The 24,995-nt window shown below is 59.2% G+C and carries 22 protein-coding genes and 1 pseudogene; 9 read left to right on the top strand and 14 right to left on the bottom strand.

What is annotated here, in order from left to right; all coding sequences use genetic code 11:
- Positions 1-58: 58 nt before the first annotated feature.
- Together I6L47_RS13615 and I6L47_RS13610 are read right to left on the bottom strand one after the other, a co-directional pair.
- Positions 59-553, bottom strand: a complete 495-nt coding sequence (locus I6L47_RS13615) for a DM13 domain-containing protein (RefSeq protein WP_216947621.1) — start codon at positions 551-553, stop codon at positions 59-61.
- Positions 554-679: 126 nt separating this feature from the next.
- The gene (locus tag I6L47_RS13610; RefSeq protein ID WP_019446305.1) at positions 680-1,057 is read right to left on the bottom strand and encodes a CesT family type III secretion system chaperone; all 378 of its coding nucleotides are present in this window, start codon (positions 1,055-1,057) and stop codon (positions 680-682) included.
- A 198-nt stretch (positions 1,058-1,255) separates the two neighbouring features.
- Here I6L47_RS13610 and I6L47_RS13605 point away from each other — a divergent pair, with 198 nt between their 5' ends.
- Positions 1,256-2,794 (top strand): ADP-ribosyltransferase, encoded by a 1,539-nt coding sequence (locus I6L47_RS13605; RefSeq protein WP_216947620.1) that lies wholly within the window; start codon positions 1,256-1,258, stop codon positions 2,792-2,794.
- A 119-nt stretch (positions 2,795-2,913) separates the two neighbouring features.
- On the opposite strand, the gene I6L47_RS13600 is transcribed toward I6L47_RS13605, so the two are convergent.
- Both I6L47_RS13600 and I6L47_RS13595 read right to left on the bottom strand, forming a co-directional pair.
- Positions 2,914-3,678 (bottom strand): EAL domain-containing protein, encoded by a 765-nt coding sequence (locus I6L47_RS13600; protein WP_216947619.1) that lies wholly within the window; start codon positions 3,676-3,678, stop codon positions 2,914-2,916.
- Between the two features lie 235 nt (positions 3,679-3,913).
- Positions 3,914-4,468, bottom strand: a pseudogene (locus tag I6L47_RS13595) (IS630 family transposase); the annotation flags it as partial.
- A 259-nt stretch (positions 4,469-4,727) separates the two neighbouring features.
- On the opposite strand from I6L47_RS13595, the gene I6L47_RS13590 reads away from it, so the two are divergent.
- Positions 4,728-5,510, top strand: coding sequence for a hypothetical protein (locus tag I6L47_RS13590; RefSeq protein ID WP_216947618.1), 783 nt, complete (start codon positions 4,728-4,730; stop codon positions 5,508-5,510).
- 67 nt (positions 5,511-5,577) lie between these two features.
- On the opposite strand, the gene glyS is transcribed toward I6L47_RS13590, so the two are convergent.
- The gene (glyS, locus tag I6L47_RS13585; RefSeq protein ID WP_216947617.1) at positions 5,578-7,647 is read right to left on the bottom strand and encodes a glycine--tRNA ligase subunit beta; all 2,070 of its coding nucleotides are present in this window, start codon (positions 7,645-7,647) and stop codon (positions 5,578-5,580) included.
- A gap of 9 nt (positions 7,648-7,656) precedes the next feature.
- Entirely contained in the window at positions 7,657-8,580 is a 924-nt protein-coding gene (glyQ, locus tag I6L47_RS13580; RefSeq protein ID WP_005339464.1) for a glycine--tRNA ligase subunit alpha, read from the bottom strand.
- A 222-nt stretch (positions 8,581-8,802) separates the two neighbouring features.
- Between glyQ and I6L47_RS13575 the strand changes: the two genes are divergently transcribed.
- Positions 8,803-9,375: a DNA-3-methyladenine glycosylase I gene (locus I6L47_RS13575; protein ID WP_216947616.1), complete on the top strand. Its 573-nt coding sequence runs from the start codon at positions 8,803-8,805 to the stop codon at positions 9,373-9,375.
- Between the two features lie 129 nt (positions 9,376-9,504).
- Positions 9,505-10,161, top strand: a complete 657-nt coding sequence (locus I6L47_RS13570) for an OmpA family lipoprotein (protein WP_005339468.1) — start codon at positions 9,505-9,507, stop codon at positions 10,159-10,161.
- 144 nt (positions 10,162-10,305) lie between these two features.
- Here the strand turns inward: I6L47_RS13570 and I6L47_RS13565 are convergent, their stop codons facing one another.
- Complete coding sequence (locus I6L47_RS13565) at positions 10,306-10,653, bottom strand: RidA family protein (RefSeq protein WP_019446300.1); 348 nt, start codon at positions 10,651-10,653, stop codon at positions 10,306-10,308.
- Positions 10,654-10,674: 21 nt separating this feature from the next.
- Positions 10,675-10,920, bottom strand: a complete 246-nt coding sequence (tusA, locus tag I6L47_RS13560) for a sulfurtransferase TusA (protein ID WP_005339470.1) — start codon at positions 10,918-10,920, stop codon at positions 10,675-10,677.
- Positions 10,921-11,089: 169 nt separating this feature from the next.
- Here tusA and I6L47_RS13555 point away from each other — a divergent pair, with 169 nt between their 5' ends.
- Positions 11,090-11,281, top strand: a complete 192-nt coding sequence (locus tag I6L47_RS13555; RefSeq protein WP_005339471.1) for a hypothetical protein — start codon at positions 11,090-11,092, stop codon at positions 11,279-11,281.
- Positions 11,282-11,356: 75 nt separating this feature from the next.
- On the opposite strand, the gene I6L47_RS13550 is transcribed toward I6L47_RS13555, so the two are convergent.
- From I6L47_RS13550 to I6L47_RS13525, 6 genes are all read right to left on the bottom strand, one after another.
- Positions 11,357-12,595: an ABC transporter substrate-binding protein gene (locus tag I6L47_RS13550; RefSeq protein WP_129504974.1), complete on the bottom strand. Its 1,239-nt coding sequence runs from the start codon at positions 12,593-12,595 to the stop codon at positions 11,357-11,359.
- Between the two features lie 4 nt (positions 12,596-12,599).
- Positions 12,600-14,045: an ATP-binding protein gene (locus I6L47_RS13545; RefSeq protein ID WP_216947615.1), complete on the bottom strand. Its 1,446-nt coding sequence runs from the start codon at positions 14,043-14,045 to the stop codon at positions 12,600-12,602.
- On the bottom strand, positions 14,042-14,764 hold the full coding sequence (locus tag I6L47_RS13540; protein ID WP_005339475.1) for a response regulator: 723 nt from the start codon (positions 14,762-14,764) through the stop codon (positions 14,042-14,044). The genes I6L47_RS13545 and I6L47_RS13540 overlap by 4 nt, the downstream gene beginning before the upstream one ends.
- Positions 14,765-15,042: 278 nt before the next feature.
- The gene (gene fadA, locus I6L47_RS13535; protein ID WP_201906638.1) at positions 15,043-16,227 is read right to left on the bottom strand and encodes an acetyl-CoA C-acyltransferase FadA; all 1,185 of its coding nucleotides are present in this window, start codon (positions 16,225-16,227) and stop codon (positions 15,043-15,045) included.
- Complete coding sequence (gene fadB, locus I6L47_RS13530) at positions 16,228-18,375, bottom strand: fatty acid oxidation complex subunit alpha FadB (RefSeq protein ID WP_216947614.1); 2,148 nt, start codon at positions 18,373-18,375, stop codon at positions 16,228-16,230.
- Positions 18,376-18,579: 204 nt separating this feature from the next.
- Complete coding sequence (locus I6L47_RS13525; protein ID WP_216947613.1) at positions 18,580-20,517, bottom strand: acetoacetate--CoA ligase; 1,938 nt, start codon at positions 20,515-20,517, stop codon at positions 18,580-18,582.
- Between the two features lie 191 nt (positions 20,518-20,708).
- Between I6L47_RS13525 and pepQ the strand changes: the two genes are divergently transcribed.
- Genes pepQ through hemG form a run of 4 tightly spaced genes read left to right on the top strand, consistent with a single transcriptional unit; the run spans position 20,709 to position 24,674 of the window.
- Positions 20,709-22,031, top strand: coding sequence for a Xaa-Pro dipeptidase (gene pepQ / locus I6L47_RS13520; protein ID WP_216947612.1), 1,323 nt, complete (start codon positions 20,709-20,711; stop codon positions 22,029-22,031).
- A complete protein-coding gene (locus tag I6L47_RS13515; protein ID WP_040069890.1) occupies positions 22,031-22,648 on the top strand; it encodes a YigZ family protein in 618 nt (205 codons plus the stop codon). Before pepQ ends, I6L47_RS13515 begins: the two co-directional genes overlap by 1 nt.
- A 36-nt stretch (positions 22,649-22,684) precedes the next feature.
- Positions 22,685-24,142 carry a TrkH family potassium uptake protein gene (locus I6L47_RS13510; protein ID WP_005339482.1) on the top strand — a complete coding sequence of 486 codons (1,458 nt, stop codon included), beginning with the start codon at positions 22,685-22,687 and terminating at the stop codon, positions 24,140-24,142.
- Positions 24,143-24,149: 7 nt separating this feature from the next.
- Positions 24,150-24,674: a menaquinone-dependent protoporphyrinogen IX dehydrogenase gene (hemG, locus tag I6L47_RS13505; RefSeq protein ID WP_005339483.1), complete on the top strand. Its 525-nt coding sequence runs from the start codon at positions 24,150-24,152 to the stop codon at positions 24,672-24,674.
- Positions 24,675-24,995 lie beyond the last annotated feature (321 nt).

The raw sequence follows: 24,995 nt of genomic DNA, 5'->3' as shown, positions 1-24,995 counted from the left end.
TAGCCAAAGGGCTGACAGCGATGTCAGCCCTTTTTCATGGTGCGGGTCTGGGGCGAGGTTACTGCTCCGGACTCTCATCCTGATAACGGGCGGCGGTGATGAACTGGCCGAAGGTTTCACACCAGACGATCACGCTGCTGTAGCGGGCCGGATCGATCGTGGCGGGCAGCGGTACGATAAAGTTGTCGAAGGTCTTCACCGGCCCGACTCGCACCATCTGATCCTTGAGGCGGGCAAAATCGGCTTCGGTCTCGACAAACTCGGGGGAGAGGTAGAGCTGGTAGTCCGGCCCGGGGGCCAGCTTGCCCATCAGACTGATGGCATCCTGCCCTATGCTCACCTTGCCTTCTCCCCAGTGCAGACGATCGCTGTCTTTCAGATCCCGGCGAAAGGTGCCGTGGAATCTCGCTTGCTGCTGGCTGGCCGCTACCTGCTCGGTATCAGGGGCGGGTGGCGCGATCAGGATCGGCAGGGTGTAGACACCGGCGGCAAAGCCTGCCGCCGCGACCAGCAGATGGGTGCCCAGCAGCAGGGCCAGGGTTTTGCGTTTCATGATATCTCGGTCGTTGATGAATTGATGGCAAAACCATACCAGTCCGGGTGCCCGCTGCCCAGTTTGCTCAGGCCATAGGTGTAGTTATCCATCTATGGTGACGTGGGGTGTGGTCACGCTCATGGCTCAAGGCCGGATAGTGCCGTCCTGGCCTTTGTTGATCTCGCTGGCGGCGTGTACCAGCTGTTCCAGCTGGTGGTGGATCTGGGTGCGATCCAGTTGCTGCAAGGGCTGACGACTCCACAGTACCGGTGTCAGGCTCTCGGTATCGAAACCCAGTACCGGTTTGCATGGGTCCTGACTGAAGAGGTTCTGGGCGGCGGCCTGAGCGCTGGTGGCCGCGTCGAGGCGGGTGAACATCAGCAGATAGTCGGCCGGGTGTTCGGTCAGGTGACAGGTCAGTTCGCCGATCTGCAGGCTGGTGACGCTCTCCTCCTGTTGCGGCGCAGGCAGGGAGAGGGAGAGAAACAGCTGGTGGATGGCGGCGTGATAAAGAGAGTTCATTGATGGCTCCAGATTGATGATGGCGCCATTAGAGCAGGTCACCGCCAGCGGCACTGTTAATGGTGGCTCTCTTTTTTTAGCTTTTCGGTCAGCGAGATAGCACGCCGCGCTCAGTACAAAAATCGCGACCAATCCCGATAGTCCCTGTTGATGGCCTCTCCTAGACTGGCGGCGAAACATCACAAGAAGACAATCATCATGCAGATTCAAGCAAACAACGTCGGCACACAGGCCGTCGCTCACCACAGTGATGCAACCACAGGGGTTGGCCGGATGGGCCAACTGGAGGCACGTCAGGTTGCCACCGGACAAGATGCGATCTTGCTGGGCAACCGCAGCGAACCGCAGAAAGGGCAGGGGCTGCTCTCGCGATTGGGGGCCCAACTGGCCCGTCCGTTCGTGGCCATCAAAGAGTGGATTGGCAACCTGCTGGGGAGTGGCAAGAGTGCCGCTGCGCCGAAGGCGCAAACCGCAGCTTCCCCCGAGGATCTTCAGCGCCTGATGAAGCAGGCTGCATTTGGTAGCTCGCTGGGTGGCTTTGCCAAGGCGGACGTATTGAACAACATCGCAGCCGAACAACTGGGCAAGGAGCACGCCACTCTGGCGACCGGCAACGGCCCACTGCGTTCGCTCTGCACCGCGTTGCAGGCTGTTGTCGTCGGCTCCCAGCAGCCGGAACTCCGGGAGTTGGCTGCCGGGCTGCTGGCTCGCCCCATCGCCGGTATCCCGCTCCAGCAGTGGGGCACTGTGGGGGGCAAGGTGACCGACTTGCTCGCCAGCGCCACCCCCGAACTGCTGCAGGATGCGATGAGCCAACTGCACACCGCGATGGGTGAAGTGGCCGACCTGCAGCGGGCCGTCAAGGCTGAAATCGCTGGCGAACCGGCGCAAAGTGCGACCACGAAAGCGGATGCGGCGTCTGTCCAAAGCGGTGAGAGCAAAGGGGCTGCTCGCGAACAGGTCGCCATGGCGCGGCAGACCCCGGCCACCGGCTACAAGCTGGCGCTGGATCTTATCAGCTATCAGGCCAGCTACCTGCTGCGGGATCAAACCTCGACCGAGGTGACCCTGAGCAGCAGCGATCTCAATGCCCTGCATCAACACATTGCCGATGGCTCCATCAACAGTTCCCACATGGCCAAGTTGCAGACCCGTGGCGATCTGCAAACCCTGCGTACTCTGGCGCTCTCGCTGGCCAGCGGCAGCGATGCCAAGGGCTCTTCCCTTGGTCATGCCCTCGACAGTCTCGCCTCGGCGCGCCCCAACCAGCGGTTGGTGCTGGGCGGCCTGATGCAGTTTGCCGGTCAGACCGAGCAGGCGTGGGTGGACCATACCGCGCTCAAGCCGCGAGAGGAACGGCTCGATGCCGGGGCGCGACTGCGTTTTGACACCGGCCATATGCAGGCGGAGCTGGGGCGTCTCGGCGACAGCGAGGCACGGCAGGTACTGCAACAGCTGGAAGGGGCTTTTGGTGATCGAGCCAGGGCTATCTGCGACTTCGCGGTTGCTCAGGTCTCCGGCTTTGCCGATAGCGAAAGCAGTCCTGAGGCCGTGCTGGTCTCCCGCCTGACCCGCATGGGCAATCTGGTGGGCAGCTTGACCGATGCGCTCAAGGAGCGGCTGCAACTACCCGGGTCCGCCCGTGGCGAGCCGACCATGATCGACTCCGCCAGCCAGCTGACACCGCTCGAACTGGCTGCGCTGGCTCATATCGGCGTCGATGAGAGCTATCTGTAAACCGTCAGCACACAGCCCCTCGGGGCAAGGTGATATGGCATAAAAACGGACACCCTTGGGTGTCCGTTTTCTTATTCGGGCGGGAGTGGGCTGAGGGGAGCAGGGCAGGCCGATATGGCTTAGAGGCTGGCGAAATCCACTGTGGGCAGGGTTTCAAAGCCGGGGCGGGCAAACAGATAGCCCTGCATCAGGCTGATGCCCATCTCCCGCAGGCAGGCCATCTCTTCGCGGGTCTCGATCCCTTCCGCCAGCGGGGTGATCTGCAGCTCGGCAAACAGTGCCAGACAGTGGCGCACTATGGCTTGTCGGGTCGGGTCATGGTCGATGCCCCGCAGCAGGTGCATATCGAGTTTGACGATGTTGGGGTGAAAATCGGCCAGCAGGTTGAGGCCCGAGTAACCGGCACCAAAGTCATCGATCGCCGTTTTGAAACCGAGGGCCTGATAGTGATCGACGATACCGCGAAGATGCTGGCTGTCTTGCACCTGCTCCACCTCGGTCAGCTCGAACATGATCTGCTCGATGGGGAAGTGGTGCTCGCGGGCCGTCTGCAGGGTGGTGCGGATGCAGCGCTCCGGACGGTAGACCGCATTGGGCAGAAAGTTGATGCTCAGCATACCCCGCATATCGAGCCGGGCGGCCAGCGCGATGGCCTTGATGCGGCACAGCTGGTCGAAGCGGTAGCGGTTGCCATCGTTGACCCGGGCAATCACGCTCTGCGCCGGCTCGTTGTTGAGCCCCCGCACCAGCGCCTCGTAGCCGAATATGGTGCGCTGGCTGCAATCAACGATGGGCTGGAAGGCCATGGTGAAATCGAAGTCGAGATCTGCTTTCTCCTGACACAGCTGGCAGATGGACGGGGCGGGGGCGGCAGGTATATCCATGACATTCCTCTCGGGGCGTGGCGGCGCTGGGCACTGTCTCAAATGATAACAGCTCATTACCCCCCTGTAGGTTCGATTAGCGAAGCGTAATCGGACGAACGAGAGGTTTTGATTACAGTTGTTGCCGTTATTCAGGGGCGGCCAGCCGTAGGGGGAAATCGGCTGGCCGTGATAGCGGGAGAATCCATTTACGCGAACGTCCGATTACGCCTACCGGCTAATCGAACCTACGGGCTATATCGACTTCATCCTCATAAAACACCGGATTATCGGCATCACAACGGGCCAGCGCTGCTTCGATATTTGTCATTTTCTCCTGATAGGCTGGGTCTTTTATTCGCAAGGTTGGCACGGGCCTGCGCCAGACAATGTCCATACGAGGTAACCATCGGCGGAGCGTGGAGGCTGCCATATTGAGGCCTGTTAACCGATTGATTTTGATAGCCAATAGTTCGGTACACCAGCGGCTGCGCTGATAACCAAAATCTTGCGGAGAAAACTGCATGAGCAGCACCAGTAAGGTGACAATCTTGGCGACAGGTAAGACCGGGGCACGGCCAGCCGGTAAGGCTTCTAGAGCCCCCACGCCTTCATCCCGATACCACCGAAGCCAACGACCGATGGTTGAGCGAGCCGCGCCGGTAAGGTGATGAACATCAGTGATCGTGCGTCCTTCATGTAACAGCAAGATGGCCATCAAGCGACGAGCATGCCCTTTATCACGCGTGGCATGGATGATTTTGTGAATGCGGCGCCGTTGTGGTCGTGGCAGGGGTAGTAGGATAGGCATCAACTCAGTCCTTTGTGTATGGCTTGTTTTGTTTGGCGACTAATGAGATCGCACAAACTGGACTGAGTTCCCTACCTCCAGTGATCTACTATTCGGAACAGCTATTTAGCTGGAGGGGGCCGTGCGATAATAAATTTACGATAACGTTCTATTATTCCAGACGGCTAATCTACGGGGTAATTGTAAACTATATTATTTTTGGATTAACATAGAGTTAAGTAAATTGAGTTTAAATTTATTTTACTAGAGGTTGCGTTTAATGACTAACTTGGGTAACCGTGGAATTCAAAATTATATTTTTTTAAATAGTGAGATGATAGAATCAATTTGCCATCAGGTTTTTTTTGGCGAAATGAAAGCTAAATATATGGAAAAAAATGTTTCGGTGGGGACATCAGGGATTAATGTTGGCTTTAATATAAAAGAAAAAGACATTACATCCATTCTATATAAATTAAAGGTTGTAGAAGAGCTAATTGATAAGGAAAGTCTGAAAATTAATTTCAGGCCTTCAACTTTGGATATGGCTTATGCTAATTCTTTTTCTTTTGTAAAAGAAACATTTGATGCCTACAAAGTTATTATACCTATGCCTGAAAATATTTTTTCAGAAAAAACAAGTCACATTGTGTTATGGGTTTCTGAACCAGACCCACAACAATACGTAAATGATGGTCTTAACTATCTAGGTACTTTTTTGTTCTTAGTTGAATCATTTAATGCTACTCCCGCATTTCGTGAAATGATTTCTGGTTGTTCTGCGCTTCAATATGTTTATAACCTTAGCAAAGATCTAGATGAGAGCGCTCGGCATCAGAGTGGTGAAGAGCCATTTGGTCGTTGGAATTTTATTCACCCATTAGATAAGATTAAATCAATGGGTGGGAAAGTTGTTTCTAAGAAAAAAATAACATCATTGTATAAAATGAAGTATTTTACTAACGAGCAATCATATACGTTTAATCAGCAAGAGCGCAGAGTTAATGATCTACTATCGTATCCTATTTATATTATTGAAGAAGATGCATATTCAGTATGCTAAATAGCAGGTCATAAATTAAAAACGGCGCCTCGTGGCGCCGTTTTTAATATCACTTACTCAACCAAGATCACTGCAGCAGGGAGATATCCGCGACTTGCAGGAACAGGTTGCGCAGGTTGTTCAGCAGCGCCAGACGGTTGGCCTTGAGGGCTTCGTCGTCGGCCATCACCATGACTTCGTTGAAGAAGGTGTCGACCGGCTCGCGCAGGGCGGCCAGACGGGTGAGGGCAGCCTGATAGTCACCGGCGGCGAACAGCGGGGCCAGTTCGGCTTGCAGTTCGGCAACCTGGGTGGCCAGCGCCTTCTCGGCGGCATCGACCAGCAGTTCCGGTTTGACGGCAGTCGGCAGTTCGCCTTCGACCTTGGCCAGAATGTTGCTCACGCGCTTGTTGGCGGCAGCCAGTGCCAGTGCGGCATCCAGCGTGCGGAAGTGGCTGACGGCCTTGACGCGGCGATCAAAGTCGAGCGGGCGGGTCGGGCGGCGGGCCAGTACGGCCAGCACCACGTCGGCACCGATGCCTTCGTCCTGATAGGCGGCGCGGAAGCGGCCCAGCATAAAGTCGACCACGTCGGTAACGACGGTTTTGTTGGTCAGCTTGTCGCCGTAGACGCGTACCGCTTCTTCAACCAGTTCAACCAGATCCAGATCCAGCTGCTTCTCGGTCATGATGCGCAGGGCACCGATGGCGGCGCGACGCAGGGCGAACGGGTCCTTGTCACCCTTCGGCAGCATGCCGATGCCGAAGATACCGGCCAGGGTGTCGAACTTGTCGGCCAGCGCGACGGCGCAGGCAACCAGACCGGACGGCAGGGCATCGCCGGCAAAGCGCGGCATGTACTGCTCGTTGAGGGCCACGGCCACTGCTTCGTCTTCGCCATCGTGACGGGCGTAGTGCATCCCCATGACACCCTGGGTGTCGGTGAACTCGCCGACCATGTTGGTCATCAGGTCACACTTGGAGAGCAGACCGGCACGCTTGGCCTGAGTGACATCAGCACCGATGCGCTCGGCGATAAAGCCGGCGACGGTCTCGATGCGCTCGACCTTGGCCTTGACGGTGCCCAGCTGTTGCTGGAACAGCACGGTTTCAAGGCGCGGCAGGCGGGAGGCCAGGGTCTGCTTGAGGTCGGTCTTGAAGAAGAACTCGGCGTCAGAGAGACGGGGACGAACCACCTTCTCGTTGCCGCTGATGATCTGGCTCGGGTCTTTGGACTCGATGTTGGTGACGAAGATGAACTTCGGCAGCAGCTTGCCGCTCTTGTCGTAGACCGGGAAGTACTTCTGGTCACCCTTCATGGTGTGCACCAGCGCCTCGGCCGGTACGGCCAGGAACTTCTCTTCGAAGTTGGCGGTCAGCACCACCGGCCACTCGACCAGTGCGGTCACTTCTTCCAGCAGGGCGTCGTCCAGATCGGCAACGCCACCGAAGGCGGCAGCAGCCGCTTCGACGTCAGCCTTGATCTTGGCCTTGCGCGCCATGAAGTCGGCAATCACCATGCCGCGCTCCTGCAGGATTTGCGGGTACTGGCTGGCGTTGTCGATGGTGAACTCGCTCTCGCCCATAAAGCGGTGGCCGCGAATGGTGCGGGCAGAGTCGATACCCAGAATGTGAGCGGGCACCAGCTCGCCATCCAGCAGCAGGGTCACGGTGAAGACCGGACGCACGAACTGGATGGTCTTGTCGCCCCAGCGCATCATCTTCGGGATAGGCAGCTTGGCCAGCGCCTGGCTAACCAGCTCACCCAGCAGATCGACGGCCGGACGGCCTTCGACCTTGGCGGTGTGAACCAGCCACTCGCCCTTGTCGGTGACCAGACGCTCGGCCTGCTCAACGGTGATGCCGTTGCCACGGGCCCAGCCTTCGGCAGCCTTGGTCGGCTTGCCTTCGGCATCGAACGCCTGCGCCACGGCCGGGCCGCGCTTCTCGACGCTCTTGCTCGGCTGTTCGCCGGCCAGCTCGCTTACCTTCAGCGCCAGACGGCGCGGTGAGGCAAACCACTCGACGTCGCCGAAGGCCAGATCGGCCTTGGTCAGTTCGGCTTTGAAGTTGTCGGCAAAGGCTTCGGCCAGGGAGCGCAGGGCTTTGGGCGGCAGCTCAGCCGTACCGATCTCTACCAGAAATGTATGTTGTGCCATGTCCGTTCCTTAACCTTGCTTGTTCTCACTGCGCTGACACATAGGGAAGCCCAGCGCTTCGCGGGAGGCGTAGTATGCCTCTGCCACGGCCTTGGTCAGGGTGCGAATGCGCAGGATGTAGCGCTGACGCTCGGTGACCGAGATGGCCTTGCGGGCATCCAGCAGGTTGAAGGAGTGAGCGGCTTTCAGGATGCGCTCGTAGGCAGGCAGCGGCAGCGGTTTTTCCAGTGCCAGCAGATTCTGGGCTTCCTTCTCGTACTGCTCGAAGCAGTGGAACAGGAACTCCACATCGGCGTGTTCGAAGTTGTAGGTGGATTGCTCCACTTCGTTCTGGTGGAACACGTCGCCGTAGGTGGTCTTGCCCAGCGGGCCGTCAGACCAGACCAGATCGTAGACGCTGTCCACGCCCTGAATGTACATGGCCAGACGCTCGAGACCGTAGGTGATCTCGCCGGTGACCGGCTTGCACTCGAGGCCGCCGACCTGCTGGAAGTAGGTGAACTGGGTCACTTCCATGCCGTTCAGCCACACTTCCCAACCCAGACCCCAGGCACCCAGAGTCGGGTTTTCCCAGTTGTCTTCCACGAAGCGGATGTCGTGGATTTCAGGATCCATACCCAGCTCTTTCAGGGAGCCCAGATAGAGTTCCTGAATGTTGTCGGGGGAAGGCTTGATGATCACCTGGAACTGGTAGTAGTGCTGCAGGCGGTTCGGGTTTTCACCGTAGCGGCCGTCGGTCGGACGGCGGGACGGTTGCACGTAAGCGCAGGCGATGGGCTCCGGGCCCAGGGCACGCAGACAGGTCATGGGGTGGGAAGTACCGGCACCCACTTCCATATCCAGCGGCTGAATGATGGTACAGCCCTGGCGGGACCAATAGTCCTGCAGCTGCAGGATCAGGCCCTGAAAGGTTTTGACATCGAATTTTTGCATAATTTTTTTCGCGCGAAGTGAAAATCAGAGCAAGATTTGCTGAATGTGAACCGAGGGAGTATACCGTCTGGCATGGTCGGATAATAGGCGAAATTGCAGCGGATTCACGGGATGGTGCTGCGCTGTGGCTGGTCGGGCGGGATGTCCGGTATATGATGTGAGCAGTGCCGCCTGCAGAGTGGGCAGGGTCGGGCAAACCGCTGAAATAACGAGGGAGAGGAAATGGAACTGCGCTGCGCCTGGGTGACCAAGGACCCGGAATACATCGAATACCATGACAAACAGTGGGGCAGGCCGGTCTATGACGCCCGCGAGCTGTTTGCCAAGCTCTGCCTCGACGGCCAGCAGGCGGGGCTGTCGTGGATCACCATCCTCAAGCGCACCGAGAGCTATTACCGCGCCTATGCGGACTTTGATCCGGTGCAGATTGCCCGCTTCGACGAGCAGGATGTGGAGCGGTTGATGCTGGACACCGGCATCATCCGCAATCGGCTCAAGGTGCAGTCGATCATCAGAAATGCCCGCGCTTATCTGGCGTTGCAGGAGCAGGGGATCGACTTCGCCGACTACCTGTGGGGCTTTGTCGGCGGCGCCCCCATCGTCAACCAGCGGCAGGGCAACGGCGATATTCCGGCGACCTCGCCGGAGTCAGATGCCATGTCGAAAGCGCTCAAGAAGCTCGGCTTCAACTTCGTCGGCAGCACCATCTGTTACGCCTTTATGCAGGCGGTGGGGATGGTGAACGATCATCTGGTCAGCTGTCCTTGCCACGCCGAGTGGCAGTTACCGCGCTGACGACCCGCCGGTTGGCCAAAAAAACATCACTCTCGCCATCTGTTCAGGCTTGCGTCAGACAATGGCGTGCCAGCGCGTTACAATCCGGCCCCCGGCATGGTGCCGGATTGTTTTCACAGAGGTTTTTTCATGCGAGCCAAGATCCTGGTGCCTGCTCTGGCACTGACCGTTGCCCTGAGCGGCTGTACCACCAACCCCTACACAGGTGAATCCCAGACCTCCAAAGGTGCCTGGGGCGCGCTGGCTGGCGCCGCTGCCGGTGCGGCCGTAGGTGCGCTCTCCTCCAGCAAGGGTGACCGCAAGAAGGGCATCCTGACCGGCGTTGCTGCCGGCGCGGCGCTGGGTGGCGGTATCGGCTACTACATGGACGTGCAGGAAGCCAAGCTGCGCGAGAAGCTGCAGGGCACTGGCGTCAGCGTGACCCGCAATGGCAATGAGCTGATCCTCAACATGCCGAACAACGTCACCTTTGACAGCTCCAGTTCCCAGCTGAAAGCGGCCGGTGCCAACACCCTCTCCGGCGTGGCCATGGTCGTTGCCGAGTTCGACAAGACCCGCCTGAACGTGGTCGGTCACACCGACAGCACAGGTTCCCGCGATCTGAACATGAAGCTCTCCCGCGATCGTGCCGATGCCGTTGCCGCCCAGCTGATTGGTCAGGGCGTAGCTGGTAGCCGCATCTCCACCACCGGCGTGGGCCCGGATCAGCCGGTTGCTACCAACAGCACCGCCGCTGGCAAAGCCCAGAACCGCCGCGTGACCATTACCCTGACCCCGACCGCCTAAGTCGCTCAGGTTTCGGTAACGAAAAGGCCCCGCCAGTGATGGCGGGGCCTTTCTATTGGCGCTGTGGCGAGCAATGACGCCTTGTTGTTTGCTCCCTTCTCCCCTCGTGGGAGAAGGGGCGGGGATGAGGGGGATAAGCGCCTCTTAGACCGCCGCTGTCAGCTGCACTTCGACCTTATAGCCTTCGTGGGCCAGACGGGCTTGTACGCAGGCGCGCACGGGGGCGGTGCCTGCCGGGATCCAGGCATCCCACTGCTCGTTGAAGGCAGCGATATCCTGAATGTCTTTGAGATAGATATTGGCCATCAGGATCTTGTCGACGCCGGAGCCGTTGGCTTCCAGCAGGCGTTGCAGACTCTCAAGCACTTCGCGGGTCTGCTGGTGGATGTCGGCCTCTTCGCTGACGGGCACTTCCACCACGTAGAGGGTGCCATTGTGGATGACCACGTCTGACCAACGCTGGGTGGTGCCGATTCGGGTAATGGTTGTCATGGAGTGCTCCGGTACAGGGGCTTATTGACCCTTGCGGATCAGATAGCGGTAGGGGGCCTGCTCTGTCTCGCTGGCGACCAGGGTGTGATCCATAAAGCGGCAGAAACTGGGGATGTCGCGGGTGGTTGAAGGATCGTCGGCGCTGACCAGCAGGGTCTCGCCATCCGCCATCAGCCGCACTTTTTTGCGAACCATCATAACGGGTTCCGGGCAACGAAGCCCGATTGCGTCCAACTCATGAGTTGCGCCGCAGAATAAATCACTCATCTATTATCAACCTTCAACCTATTCGGCTGCCAATGATACTCAGGGCTAAAAAATAATCAAACAAACGACCCATTCACCAGCATATGTAACCGAAATGTTATTCGGCCCTATCCAGCTTGCGCCGGACGAGTAATATAAAAATTGAACCATATTCAACAAGGAGGTGAATATGCAGGTCTCCTACGGCAGATTACAGGCCTATGCAGGCATGGGGTTCTTGTCCTTCGCCATGATAGTGATGGGCAGCCCGATCGGGAATACCGGTACCTGGTTCGGCTCCATGGTGATGGTCGGGTTGGGGCTCTGGATCGAGCTCAGCGATTACTATGACGAGGATGAGGACGAGAACGATCAATCCTGAATCGGATGACGATTCAACAACAAAGGCGGAGCAATTCCGCCTTTGTCATTTCTGCCGTTTGGCAATGTGCCCGGATCAGCGGGTCGAGCGCATCGCCCGTTCCAGATGCAGCGCCGTCTGCTCCGGGTTGGCCTTGGGGTCGTTGAAGAAGTTGCTCAGCACATCGAGGATCGCCTGTCGCATATTGGTCGGCGTTGCCATCCCCTCCGCCATGCTGGGCAGCAGGTTGTCCTGCTTTTCCGCCAGCAGGAAATCCTGATAGGAGCGGACTGCGCAGCGGTCGAACTTGCTCATGTCGGGATTGGTCAGCGCCGGGATCGACCCCTTCACCCGATTGAACTCCTCCTGAAATTGCGGCGTCATCAGCAGTTGGGCCAGATCCCCCTGCGCCTGCAGCTGGGCCGGATCCCGCTGTTTGAACATGGCGATGGAGTCGAGGTTGTAGCTGAACAGTCCGGCGCTGCCCGGGCTCGGCAGGCAGGCGATATCCTCACCCGGCCGGTAGTTACCGGCACTCAGTTCACCCTTCACCCAGTCCCCCATCACCTGCATGGCGGCGCCACCGCTCTCCAGCAGATTGGTGGCCTGATGCCACTTCAGACCGGCGTATTTTTGCGGCACATAGGCGCGCAGCTGCTGGAAACGGGTCAACACCCGCACCATGTCAGGGCCGGTCAGGGTGGCGCTGTCCTGCTCGAGGAACGCCTTGCGATAGAATTCTTTACCGCCCTCACCAAGCGCCACCGTTTCAAACAGTACTGCCAGCTGCCAGGGCTCGTTGCCAATGGCGAGCGGGGTGATGCCCCGTTTTTTAAGCTGGTCGGCGACGGTGACAAATTGGGCCCAGTCGGTGGGCGGAGTCAGCTTGTTGCGCTCGAAGATCTTGCGGTTGAGCCACAGCCAGTTGACCCGGTGGATGCCGGTGGGCACCGCCATCAGGGCGCCATTCTGGCTGAGGGTGGCACGCACCATGGGCGGCATCTGACTGTACCAGCCGAGGTGTTCGGCCATCGGGCTGAGATCGCGCAAAAAGCCGAGTCCGGCCCACTCCTTGAGCTCGTAGCCCTTGAGGTGGGCCGCTTCCGGCGGGTTGGCCGCCAGTGCCCGGCTCTTCAATACCGTCATGGCACTCTTGCCGCCGCCACCCTGCACTGCAAAGTCGTTCCACTGGTTGCCCTGTTTGGTCCACTCGGATTTGAGCACTTCGACCGCTTTCGCTTCGCCGCCTGACGTCCACCAGTGCAGTACCTCCACCTGGGAGGCGGCAACGGGAGTAGAGAGCAGGGCGATGACAGAAAAAGACAACCACTTCATAAGGTTACTGCCTTGGTAGGGAGAGCGTGGCCTGCAGGCCACCTTGCGGACGATTTTCCAGCACCAGATCGCCGCCGTGGGCGTGGGCAATGTTGCGGGCGATGCCAAGGCCGAGGCCGGTGCCGGCCTGATCCGTGCCGAGCCGGTAATAGGGTTCGAAGATGCGCTCGAACTGATCGTCCGGCAGGCCGGGGCCCTCATCCATGATAAAGAGGATCAGCATCTCTTCGTCATCCATGATGATGATGCGCACCTTCTGGCCGTACTTGATGCCGTTGTCTACCAGATTGCCGATGCAGCGCTTGAGTGCCAGCAGCTTGCCGCGATAGGGCCACTTGCAGTGCCCTTCGATGGTCAGCCGCTCGTCGTGCAGGTTCATCGACTCCGCCATCTGCTCCAGCAGGGCGTTGATGTCGATCTCCTCGATATTTTCGTGAATGTCGGTCTCTTTGACCGTCTGCAGCGCCCCTTTCACCATCAGCTCCAGTTCGTCGAGATCCTTGTTGAACTTGGCGATTTGCACCTCGTCGTCGAGCAGTTCGACCCGCAGTCGCAGTCGGGTGATGGGGGTCTTGAGGTCGTGGGAGATGGAGCTGAACAGCCGTTCCCGATCATCGATATAACGGCGGATGCGGTGCTGCATGATGTTGAAGGCGCGGGTCGCCGCCACGATTTCCGACGCCCCTTCCTCTTTGAGCGAAGGCTGGTCGATATCCTTGCCCAGATTGACCGCCGCCTTGGCGAGACGGCGCAGCGGGCGGGTCTGCCAGCGCACCAGCATAAAGGTGAAGAAGCAGAGGAACACCGTCATCAGGGCGATGAAACGCACCTGGTTGCTTGGCATCACGGTGTCATCCAGCGTCATGTAGGGAGCGGGCAGCAGGGCCGCCAGATAGAGCCACTCCCCCTTTTCAATCTCGATCTGGGTCACCAGCACCGGCGGATTGAGCGGCTCCAGCGACAGGGTGTAGCGGGCCCAGGAGGAGGGGAGATCCGCCAGCAAGGTGTCGTTGTTGAAGACGTGGAGGTCATCGGGTCGGGAGAAGTCCACCTTGATCGCCATGGCGTCGGAGAGCTTGCGGGTCAGCACTCCCTGAACCTCCTCCAGCACCTGCGTCTTGCGTTCGCTGTCGGGGATGGCGTTGATGTGGATCTCCTCTTCGTTGAGCGAGACGAAGAAGCGGCTGCCCCCCATGTTGCGCAGCTGGTCCAGCGCGATATGGCGATACTGCAGCGGCAGGGATTTGAAGAAGTTGACGGTGGAAGCGGCAGACATGGCGAGGTTGCGGGTGGTGCTGAGCATCCCCTCCAGCTCCCGCTTCTGGATCTGCTGCATCCAGATGCCGGTCAGAATGGTCTGGGAGAGCAGGATGGCCAGCAACAGCAGCAGGATCATCCGTGACAACAGGGAGCGGGGCACCAGCGCCCCCCAGGACCACTTGTTGCTCATGGCAGCTCGTGCACCTCGGCAATCAGCATGTAGCCACTGCCGCGAATGGTCTTGATGATGCGCGGGCTCTTGCCGTTGTCGCCCAGCTTCTGGCGCAGACGGCTGATCTGTACGTCGATGCCGCGTTCCATCGGCAGGCTTTCGCGGCCGCGGGTGGCATCCGAGATGGTGTCGCGATCCAGCACCACGCCGGGCTGTTGCAGGAACATGCCGAGCAGCATGGCATCGCTGCCGGAGAGATCCAGCAGGCTGCCATCATCATGGGTCAGCTGGTGGCTCAGGGTGTCGAGGGTCCACTCGGCAAAACGCAGGCGGCGGCTCGGCTCTTTCTCTTTTTCCGGCTGGCGGAATTCGGCGCGGCGCAGCAGCGCCTTGATGCGGGCCTGCAGTTCACGGGGGCTGAACGGTTTGGCGATATAGTCGTCGGCGCCCAGTTCCAGACCGATCACCCGATCCGCTTCGTCGGAGGCGGCGGTCAGCATGATGATGGGCACCTGGGAGTCACGACGGATCTGCTGGCAGAGGGTAAAACCATCCTCGCCGGGCATCATGATGTCCAGAATAATCAGGTCCGGGCTGTGCTGGGCGAGTTGCTGGCGCATCTCGTTGCCCTCCGCCGCCGTCAATACCTGAAAACCCGCCCGGGTCAGGTACTCATTGAGCAGCTCGCGGATCTCTTGGTCGTCATCGACGATCAGCAGTTGTTTGCTCATTGACATATGTATGTGCATCCACCCATTTTTTTGTGCAGATTGAACCTGTCGGGGGAGTAAAAAGCAAGCAAGCCCCCTATCTAATGTGAGGTTTAAGGCAATAACAGCCTATTGATAAGATTAAAACGAAAAAAGGCCGACCCAAACGGGACGGCCAACAGACAGCTTCTGACCACTGACGAGCACCCCGTGTGGCGATCGTCACAGACTTGAAAAGGGGCCAGTCAGACTGGCCCCGAAAAGGGACAACTATCAGTAGTGCATCCCGTCGATCCGGCTGGTTATCACACCCGTTCAAACACGGTGGCGATGCCCTGGCCCAGACCGATACACATGGTGGCAACCCCCAGGGTGGCATCCTTCTCCTCCATCAGATTAATGAGGGTGGTGGAGATGCGGGCGCCGGAGCAGCCAAGGGGGTGGCCCAGCGCAATGGCGCCGCCGTTCAGGTTTACCTTCTCGTCCACCTGATCCTGCAGACCCAGATCCTTCACGCAAGGCAGAGACTGGGCGGCAAACGCCTCGTTCAACTCGAACAGGTCGATATCACCGACAGTCAGGCCGGCACGCTTGAGCGCCTTCTGGGTGGCTGGTACCGGGCCGTAACCCATGATGGCGGCATCACAGCCAGCGATGGCCATGGCACGTACCTTGGCGCGCGGCGTGAGGCCGAGGGCCTTGGCGCGATCGGCGCTCATCACCAGCATGGCGGCGGCGCCATCGGACAGGGCCGAGGAGCTGCCGGCGGTGACGGTGCCGTTGACCGGATCAAACACCGGGCGCAGCTGGCTCAGGGTTTCGACCGTGGTCTCTGGGCGGATCACCTCGTCATAGTCGTAGAAGAAGCGGGCGCCGCTGGCGTCATGGCCTTCCAGCCCGACGATCTCCTTGGCAAAACGTCCTTCCACGGTTGCCGCGTGGGCGCGGCGGTGGGAGCGGGCGGCAAACTCGTCCTGCTGCTGGCGGCTGATGCCGTGCAGCTTGCCGAGCATCTCGGCGGTCAGCCCCATCATGCCGGAGGCTTTCGCCACCGACTTGGCCATGCCGGGATGGAAGTCAACACCGTGGCTCATCGGCACGTGACCCATGTGCTCGACGCCGCCGATGATGAAGATATCCCCGTCACCCACCTGAATGGCGCGGGAGGCATCATGCAGCGCCTGCATGGAGGAGCCGCACAGGCGGTTGACGGTGACCGCCCCCACTTGCTTCGGAATACCGGCCAGCAGCGCGGCGTTGCGGGCGATGTTGAAGCCCTGCTCCAGGGTCTGCTGCACGCAGCCCCAGTAGATATCCTCGATCTCGTTCGGGTCGAGGTTGGGGTTGCGCAGCAGGATGGATTTCATCAGGTGCGCGGACAGATCTTCTGCACGCACGTTGCGGAAGGCGCCGCCCTTGGACCGGCCCATCGGGGTCCGGATACAGTCGACAATGACTACGTCTTTCATGAATGGATCTCCTTTCCGCAATCAGTAGAAGGTTTTGCCCTGGGCGGCCATCTCGCGTAAGCGGTCGCTGACGCGGTAGAGCGGGCCCAAATCGGCATACTGGTCGGCCATGGCCACGTAGCGATCCAGACCAATGGTGTCCAGATAGCGGAACACGCCGCCGCGGAAGGGAGGGAAGCCCAGACCGTAGACCAGTGCGATGTCGGCTTCGGCTGGCGTGGCGACAATGCCCTCTTCCAGACAGAGCACCACCTCGTTGATCATCGGGATCATCATGCGGGCGATGATGGCTTCCTTTTCGAAATCCTGCTTCGGCTTGGCGATGGGGGCCAGCAGCTCGTAAGCAGCGGCGTCAGCCACCTTCTTCGGCTTGCCCTTCTTGTCCTGCTCGTAGGCGTAGAAGCCCTTGCCGTTCTTCTGACCGAAGCGGTTCACTTCGTACATCACGTCGATGGCGGTGCGGCCTTCCTTGCTCATGCGTGCCGGGAAGCCCTGCGCCATCACGTCACCGGCATGGTGACCGGTGTCGATACCGACCACATCCAGCAGATAGGCGGGGCCCATGGGCCAGCCGAACTCCTTCTCCATCACCTTGTCGACGGCGGCAAAGTCGGCGCCATCGGCAACCAGCTTGTTGAAGCCGAAGAAGTAGGGGAACAGCACGCGGTTGACGAAGAAGCCCGGGCAGTCGTTGACCACCACAGGCGACTTGCCCATGGCGGCGGCATAGGCCACCACGCGGTTGATGGTTTCATCGGAGGTTTGCTCGCCGCGGATGATCTCCACCAGTGGCATGCGGTGCACCGGGTTGAAGAAGTGCATGCCGCAGAAGTTCTGCGGGCGCTTCAGCCCCTTGGCCAGCAGGGAGATTGGGATGGTGGAGGTGTTGCTGGCGAGCACGGCGTCTTCGCCGATGATCCCTTCCACTTCGCCCAGTACGGCGGCTTTCACTTTCGGGTTCTCGACCACGGCTTCGACCACGACGTCCACATGCTTGACGTTGTCATAGCTGAGGGTGGGAGTGATGGCAGAGAGCACCTGGCCCATCTTGATGCCATCGATGCGGCCCTTTTCGAGCTGGCCGTTGAGCAGCTTGGTGGCTTCGCCCATGCCAAGTGCCAGCGCCTTCTCGTTGATATCCTTCATCACCGCCGGAATGCCCTTGCTGGCAGACTGGTAGGCGATGCCGCCCCCCATGATGCCGGCACCCAGTACGGCAGCATGGCCAGTGGCCTTGCTCGCCTGTTTGGCCGCCTTCTTGGCCAGCGCCTTGATGTGCTGATCGTTGAGGAAGATGCCGACCAGCGCCTTGGCGACATCGGTCTTGGCCAGCTTGATAAAGCCCTGTGCTTCAACGACCAGCGCCTCGTCACGGCCCATACCTGCGGCGGCTTCGACGGTTTTCACCGCCGTCATCGGCGCCGGATAGTGTTTGCCCGCCACGGCGGCAACCATGCCGGCGGCGGTGGTGAAGCTCATCATGGCTTCCAGTTTGGAGAGGCGCAGCGGCGCTTTCTTGGCTGCGCGACGGCTCTGCCAGTCCAGCTTGCCTGCGATGGCGTTCTTGATCATCTGCAGCGCAGCGCTCTGCAGTGCATCCGGGGCGACCACGGCGTCAATTGCGCCCACCTTGAGGGCGTCATCGGCACGGTAATCCTTGCCGGTGGTGATCCACTCCAGCGCGTTGTCAGCGCCGATCACCCTCGGCAGACGGACGGTGCCGCCAAAGCCCGGCATGATGCCGAGTTTGGTCTCGGGCAGGCCGATTTTGGCGCTGGTGTCGGCAAGACGGAAGTCGGTGGAGAGAATGGTCTCGCAGCCGCCGCCCAGAGCGTGTCCCTTGATGGCGGAGAGGGTCGGAACCGGCAGATCTTCGATGGCATTGAAGATGTCGTTGGCCTTTTTCAGCCAGCCGAGCAGATCTTCTTGCGGCAGATCGAACAGTTCCAGGAATTCGGTAATGTCGGCACCGACGATAAAGGCGTCTTTGCCGGAGGTGAGGATCAGACCTTTTAGTTCACGTTCTTGTTGTAATGCGGCGATCGCTTCGCTCAGGGAGAGCAGGGTAGCGCGATCCAGCTTGTTGACTGAACCCGGGGCATCAAACCTCAGCTCGGCGATGCCGTTTTCGAGGTAGCTGACCGACAGGGTTTCGCCTTGGTAGATCATGAGAGTGTCTCCTTGTTCCCACTCAGTGGGGAGTGGTGCTCCTTAATCCCCAGCAGGGGGCGAGGCTCACTATTGATCCAAAAGGAGACATTTTCAACACCTATTTAAAACATTTGTTTAACAGATCTCGAGTAAAAGCTCTTCATCACAAAACAGGCGAAAGAGAGGCGCCTTGCGGCGCCTCGGATGAATATGAGTTTGTTATCAACTGGTCAGTTCCGGCCGGTTGCGATACTGGTTCAGCACCTCGGGATCGGCGAGGGCATGGGTATTGTTGACCGGTCGGTTGTGTACCACTTCCCGCACCGCCAGTTCGACGATCTTGCCGGACTTGGTGCGGGGGATGGCATCCACCTGCAGGATGCGGGCGGGCACGTGGCGGGCGGTGCAGTGCTGTTTTATCTGCTGGCGGATCCGTTCGCGCAGCGGCTCGTCCAGCTTGCAGCCCGCCTTGAGCTTGACGAACAGCACCACCCGCTCGTCCTGCTGCCACTGCTGGCCGATGACGATGCTCTCTTCCACCTCGTCGAGCTGTTCGACGTAGCGATAGATCTCGCTGGTGCCGATACGCACGCCGCCCGGGTTGAGGGTGGCGTCGGAGCGGCCGTAGAACAGAATGCCGCCGGTTGGGGTCAGCTCGATCCAGTCGCCGTGACACCAGATGTTGTCGAACCGCTCGAAGTAGGCGGCGTGGTACTTGTCGCCGTTCTCGTCACCCCAGAAGTAGATGGGCTGTGCCGGGAACGGCTTGGTGCAGACCAGCTCGCCTTTCTCCCCCTGTACCGGCTGACCCGCCTCGTTGAATACCTGCACCGCGAGACCGAGGCCGCGCCCCTGACTCTCGCCGCGATAGACAGGGCTGAGCGGGTTGCCGATGACGAAGCAGGAGCAGATGTCGGTGCCACCTGAGATGGAGCTGAGCTGCACATCTAGCTTTATTTGCTGGTAGACGTAGTCGAACCCCTCCGGCGACAGCACAGATCCGGTGCTGCAGATCAGCCGCAAGTGCGGTAAGTCGTGGGTCTTGATGGGGGCGTAACCCTGCTTGTGCAGCGCATCGAGATACTTGGCCGAGGTACCGAACAAGCTGACCTGCTCGTCGCGGGCGAGATCCCACAGCACGTTGCCGTCCGGGTAAAATGGCGAGCCGTCATAGAGCACCAGGGTGGCACCGGAGGCGAGGGCGCTCACCAGCCAGTTCCACATCATCCAGCCGCAGGTGGTGAAGTAGAAAATTCGCTCCCCCGGTTTGATGTCGCAGTGCAGCTGGTGCTCTTTCAGATGTTGCAGCAGGGTGCCGCCAATCCCGTGCACGATGCACTTGGGTTTGCCGGTGGTGCCGGAGGAGTAGAGGATGTAGAGCGGGTCATTGAAAGCCATCGGCTCGAAGGTGAGCTGGGCATCGTGCTGGCTCGCCAGCAGTTGTTGCCAGTCGTGGCCAAGCTGCAGCGGGTTGCCGAGCAGGGGGATCATCACCGTCTGCTCTATGCTGCCGATCTGGCTCACCACGCTGGCGACCTTCTGTTGAATGTCGATAGCTTTGCCGTTGTAGCGATAGCCATCCACCGCAAACAGCACTCGTGGTCGGGTCTGGCCGAAGCGCTCCACCACGCTGGCCTCGCCAAAGTCGGGGCTGGTGGAGGTCCAGATCGCCCCGAGGCTGGTGGTTGCCAGCATGGCAACCACGGTTTCCGGAATATTGGGCAGATAGGCGGCGACCACATCGCCACGACCAATCCCCTGATGACGCAGCCACTGAGCCAGCCGGGCAACCTGTTCCCCCAGTTCACCCCAGCTCAGAGTGCGACTTGGGCTACCTTCGATGCGGGAGATGATAGCCGGGCTCTCGTCCTGACGGCGCAGCAGGTTTTCGGCGAAGTTGAGGCGGCTGTCGGGGAACCAGCGGGTGCGCTGCATATCCTGACGGTTCTCCGCCACTATGTTGCCGAGTTCGCCCTTGACGCCGCAGTGCTGCCATACCAGCGGCCAGAAACGGGTGGTCTTCTCCACCGACCATTGGTAAAGCTGCGGGTAGTTCTGCAACTGCAAGCCGTGGAAACGGTTCACCTCCGCCATAAAACGGTAGAGGTTGGATTGCTGCATCCCGAGCGGATCCGGTTGCCACAGGCAGAGGTTGTCCATGAGTAATCCCTGACTTCATGTATCTACCGGCAGTGTATTGAATTGTTTTTGATTTGTTAATGATTGGTTTTGTGTTGATAACAAACACGTTTGTAACGTATGCGTTACCTCACGAAGCGGCAGCTTGACGGGTCGAGCCGCCAAGCGCTTGATGTTATGCTGCAATCACATTCACCTCGGAGCAGGACGCCATGAGCAGCTACAGCCAACTTTTTGCCCAGCACCTCGATACCTTGCAGCAGCGCACCCGCGACATTCTGCAACAACAGGGGCTCAGCGGACTGGCCATCCACTCCGGCCAGACTCACCGCATCTTCCTCGATGATCAGGATTACCCGTTCAAGGTAAACCCGCATTTCAAAGCCTGGTTGCCGGTGCTGGACAATCCCCACTGCTGGCTGCTGGTGGACGGGGTGAACAAACCAATCCTGCTGTTCTACCGCCCAGTGGATTTCTGGCACAAAGTAGCGGATCTGCCCAATGCCTTCTGGGTCGAGTTCTTCGATATTCGTTTCCTGACCCGGCCGGAACAGGTGGCCGACCATCTACCTGCCAACAAGCAGGAGTGGGCCTATCTGGGGGGCCATCTGGAGGTGGCCGAGCTGCTGGGGCTGACCCAGCCCAATCCGGAGGCGGTGCTCAACTACCTGCACTATCACCGCGCCTACAAGACCCCCTACGAGCTGGAGTGTCTTCGTGAGGCGAACCGGATCGGGGTACGCGGCCATATCGCCGCCAAGGACTCCTTTATGGCGGGGGCGAGCGAGTTCGAGATCAATCTGGCCTACATGAAAGCGGTCGGGCAGGGGGCCAATGAGGCGCCCTACGGCAATATCGTCGCCATCAACCGCAATGCAGCCATCCTTCACTACACCCATTTGTCCGCCGTGCGGGTGCCCGATGCGGAACGTCACTCCTTCCTGATCGATGCCGGCGTCGATTTTCACGGTTATGCCTCCGACATCACCCGCACCTGGGCGTGGCGGCGCGGCGAGTTCGCCGATCTGATTGCAGCCCTCGACGAGCAGCAGCAGGAGATCATCAAGGAGATCAAACCGGGTCGCCGCTACAGCGAGCTGCACCTGCAGATGCACCACAAGCTGGCGCGCCTGCTGCAAGCCACCGAGCTGGTGGACATGTCGGTAGACGAGATGATCAACACCGGGGTGACCAACGTCTTCTTCCCTCACGGCCTCGGCCACTTCCTCGGTCTGCAGGTACACGATGCGGGCGGTTTCATGCAGGATGAGCGCGGCACCCATCTGGCGGCGCCCGAGCTGTTCCCCTATCTGCGCTGCACCCGGGTGATGGAGGTGGATCAGGTGTTCACCATCGAGCCGGGACTCTACTTCATCGACAGTTTGCTGGAGCCGCTGCGTCAGGGCGAACAGGGCAAACGGGTCAACTGGAACAAGGTGGAGGCGCTGCGGCCGTTCGGCGGCATCCGCATCGAAGACAACGTGGTGCTGCACGCCAACGGGGTGGAGAACATGACCAGACAAGCAGGACTCTGATGGCGGCAGCGTACTCCATTCCGGCTGCCCCGCTGGAGTTGACCGAAGAGATAAAGAAGAGCCGCTTCATTACCCTGATCGCCCACACCCCGACCGTCGAGGCGGCCAAGGGGTGGGTCAACGAGATCAAGCGCCAACATCCGGCCGCGCGCCATCACTGCTGGGCCTTTGTGGCTGGTGCGCCGCAAGATAGTCAGGTTTATGGCTTCAGCGATGACGGCGAACCTTCCGGTACTGCGGGCAAGCCGATCCTGGCCCAGTTGATGGGCTCGGGGCTCGGTGAAATCTGCGCCGTGGTAGTGCGTTACTACGGCGGCATCCAGCTTGGCACCGGTGGACTGGTCAAAGCCTATGGGGGCGGCGTCGGTGCCGCCCTCAAGCAACTGCCCACCCTGCTCAAGGTGCCGCGCACTCCCTCTCTCATTCACTGCGATTACGGTGACATGGGGACGGTCGAGTCGCTGATCAGCAGCCATAATGGCGAATTGCTGGCGGCCGATTACGGTCAGCAGGTCACCTTGCAGGTGGCGTGGGAGTCCTCAGTTTGGGCTCAGGTGGACCGTGAATTGACCGACCGGACTCATGGGCGGGTATCCCTCAGCCCCTTAGATGGCTAGAATCCATCGCTCTTTAATTGGGGAAAGGGAGCTGTAATGCACATTCTGAGCATTATTCGCATTGTTGGCCTGCTGGTTGCGCTGTTCAGCTCGACCATGCTGTTGCCTGCACTGGTGGCCTTTGGCTATCGGGATGGTGGTGGTGCCGAGTTCGTCAGCTCTTTTCTGATCGCCCTGCTGCTCGGCGTGGTGCTCTGGTTTCCCAATCGCTATCACAAGAAGGAGATGCGCTCGAAAGAGGGCTTTCTGATTGTGGTGCTGTTCTGGACCGTGCTGGGCAGTGTGGGGGCGGTGCCCTTTATCATGAGCGATGTGCCGGATATGTCAGTCTCGGAGGCCTTCTTCGAATCTTTTTCCGGCCTGACCACCACAGGGGCAACGGTACTGACCGGGCTCGATAATCTGCCCAAGGCGTTCCTGTTCTATCGCCAGTTGCTGCAGTGGCTGGGGGGGATGGGGATCATCGTACTGGCGGTGGCCATTCTGCCACTGCTGGGTATCGGGGGCATGCAGCTCTATCGCGCCGAGATCCCGGGGCCGGTGAAGGATACCAAGGTGACGCCGCGCATCGCCGAAACGGCCAAGGCGCTCTGGTTCATCTATCTGCTGCTCACCGCACTCTGTGCGCTGGCCTACTGGCTCGCCGGAATGACGCTGTTCGATGCGGTCTGCCATTCGTTCTCGACTCTGTCGGTCGGTGGCTTCTCCACTCACGATGCCAGCATCGGTTTCTTCAACAGTCCGGTCATCAACCTGATTACCGTGGTGTTCCTGCTGCTGGCCAGCGTGAACTTTGCGCTCCACTTTACCGTTTTCTCTCACCGCCCGGTGCGGCTCGGTCGCTACCTTTACGATTCTGAACTCAAGGTGTTTCTGGCCATCCAGGCGACCCTGGTGATGATCTGCTTTGTCGCCTTGCTGACCCACGGACACTACGCCACCTGGCAAGAGGCGCTCAATCACGGTCTTTTCCAGGCGGTCTCTCTGGGGACCACCACCGGCTACAGCACCACGACCTATGCCGACTGGCCCTCGTTCCTGCCCATGCTGCTGATGTTCTCAGCATTTATCGGCTGTTGTGCGGGCAGTACTGGCGGCGGCATCAAGGTGATGCGTTTTATGATCCTGTTCATGCAGGGGATGCGCGAGTTGAAGCGGTTGGTTCACCCCAGAGCCATCTATACCTTGAAGCTGGGGAATCGGGCGGTGCCCGAGCGTATCGTCGAGGCGGTGTGGGGCTACTTCGCCACCTATATTATTCTCTTCTTTATGTTCATGCTGCTGTTGCTGATGACGGGGCTGAACGAAGTGACCGCATTCACCGCTGTTGCTGCGGCTTTCACCAACGTAGGCCCGGGTTTGGGAGAGGTATCAGCCAACTTCGGCAATATCTCGCCAGCGGCCCAGTGGGTACTGGTGTTGGCCATGTTGTTTGGCCGATTGGAAATTTTCACGCTTCTGGTACTGTTTACTCCTGCATTCTGGCGTAGTTGAGGTTGTTATGGACAAGATTCTGGTGCTTTATTCCTCTCGGGATGGCCAAACCCGCAAAATAGTCGATGTCATGCTGGAGCAGATGCCGGGATGCGAAGTGGTGATGCACGACCTGCACACCTTGCCGATGTGCAACCTCAGCAAGTATGCCAAGGTCTTGATCGGCGCCTCTATCCGTTATGGCAACTTCCACCCCAGCCTGTTCAGCTTTATTCACGCTCATCAGGAGCAGTTGGAGGTGGCCAATGCGGCCTTCTTCTGTGTCAACCTGACGGCCCGCAAGCCAGAGAAGCAGACGCCGCAAACCAATGCTTATATGAAGAAGTTCCTGCGCCTCTCTCCCTGGAAGCCGAAAACCCTGGGCGTCTTTGCCGGTGCGCTGCAGTACTCCCGCTATAACTGGTGGCAGACGCGCATCATCCAGCTGATCATGAAGATTACCGGTGGCAGTACCGACACCAGTAAGGACATTGAATTTACCGATTGGGAAAAGGTGCGCAGCTTTGCCCGCGAATTCTGGTCAAAAAGGTAGCAGCGTGATGTGAATTCAGGGTTTCTTGCCCGAAACAGCCCCGCCGATGCGGGGCTTTTGTTTAATAAAACAACGGTTGAACCGGAAAACTGTAAAAAAGTGCCATTTTTTGCAGTTTTCCTCTTGTCATCCCGGCGCGGCTCCCTATAATGCGCCCCTACCAGCACGGCGGAACACGCCGAACTGATGAGCCAGCTTCCTAGCGAAGTGGGCGCCGAAAGAAAAGCGAAAACAATCGCTTGACTTTCGAAGTGAGGAGTGTAATATGCGCCTCCTCAACGCGACAAGCGTGACGCTCTTTAACAATTTGAATCAAGCAAT

Source organism: Aeromonas sp. FDAARGOS 1417 (genome assembly GCF_019046985.1).
Classification (GTDB): Bacteria; Pseudomonadota; Gammaproteobacteria; order Enterobacterales; family Aeromonadaceae; genus Aeromonas; species Aeromonas veronii.
This window is presented reverse-complemented; position numbering and strand designations above follow the sequence as displayed.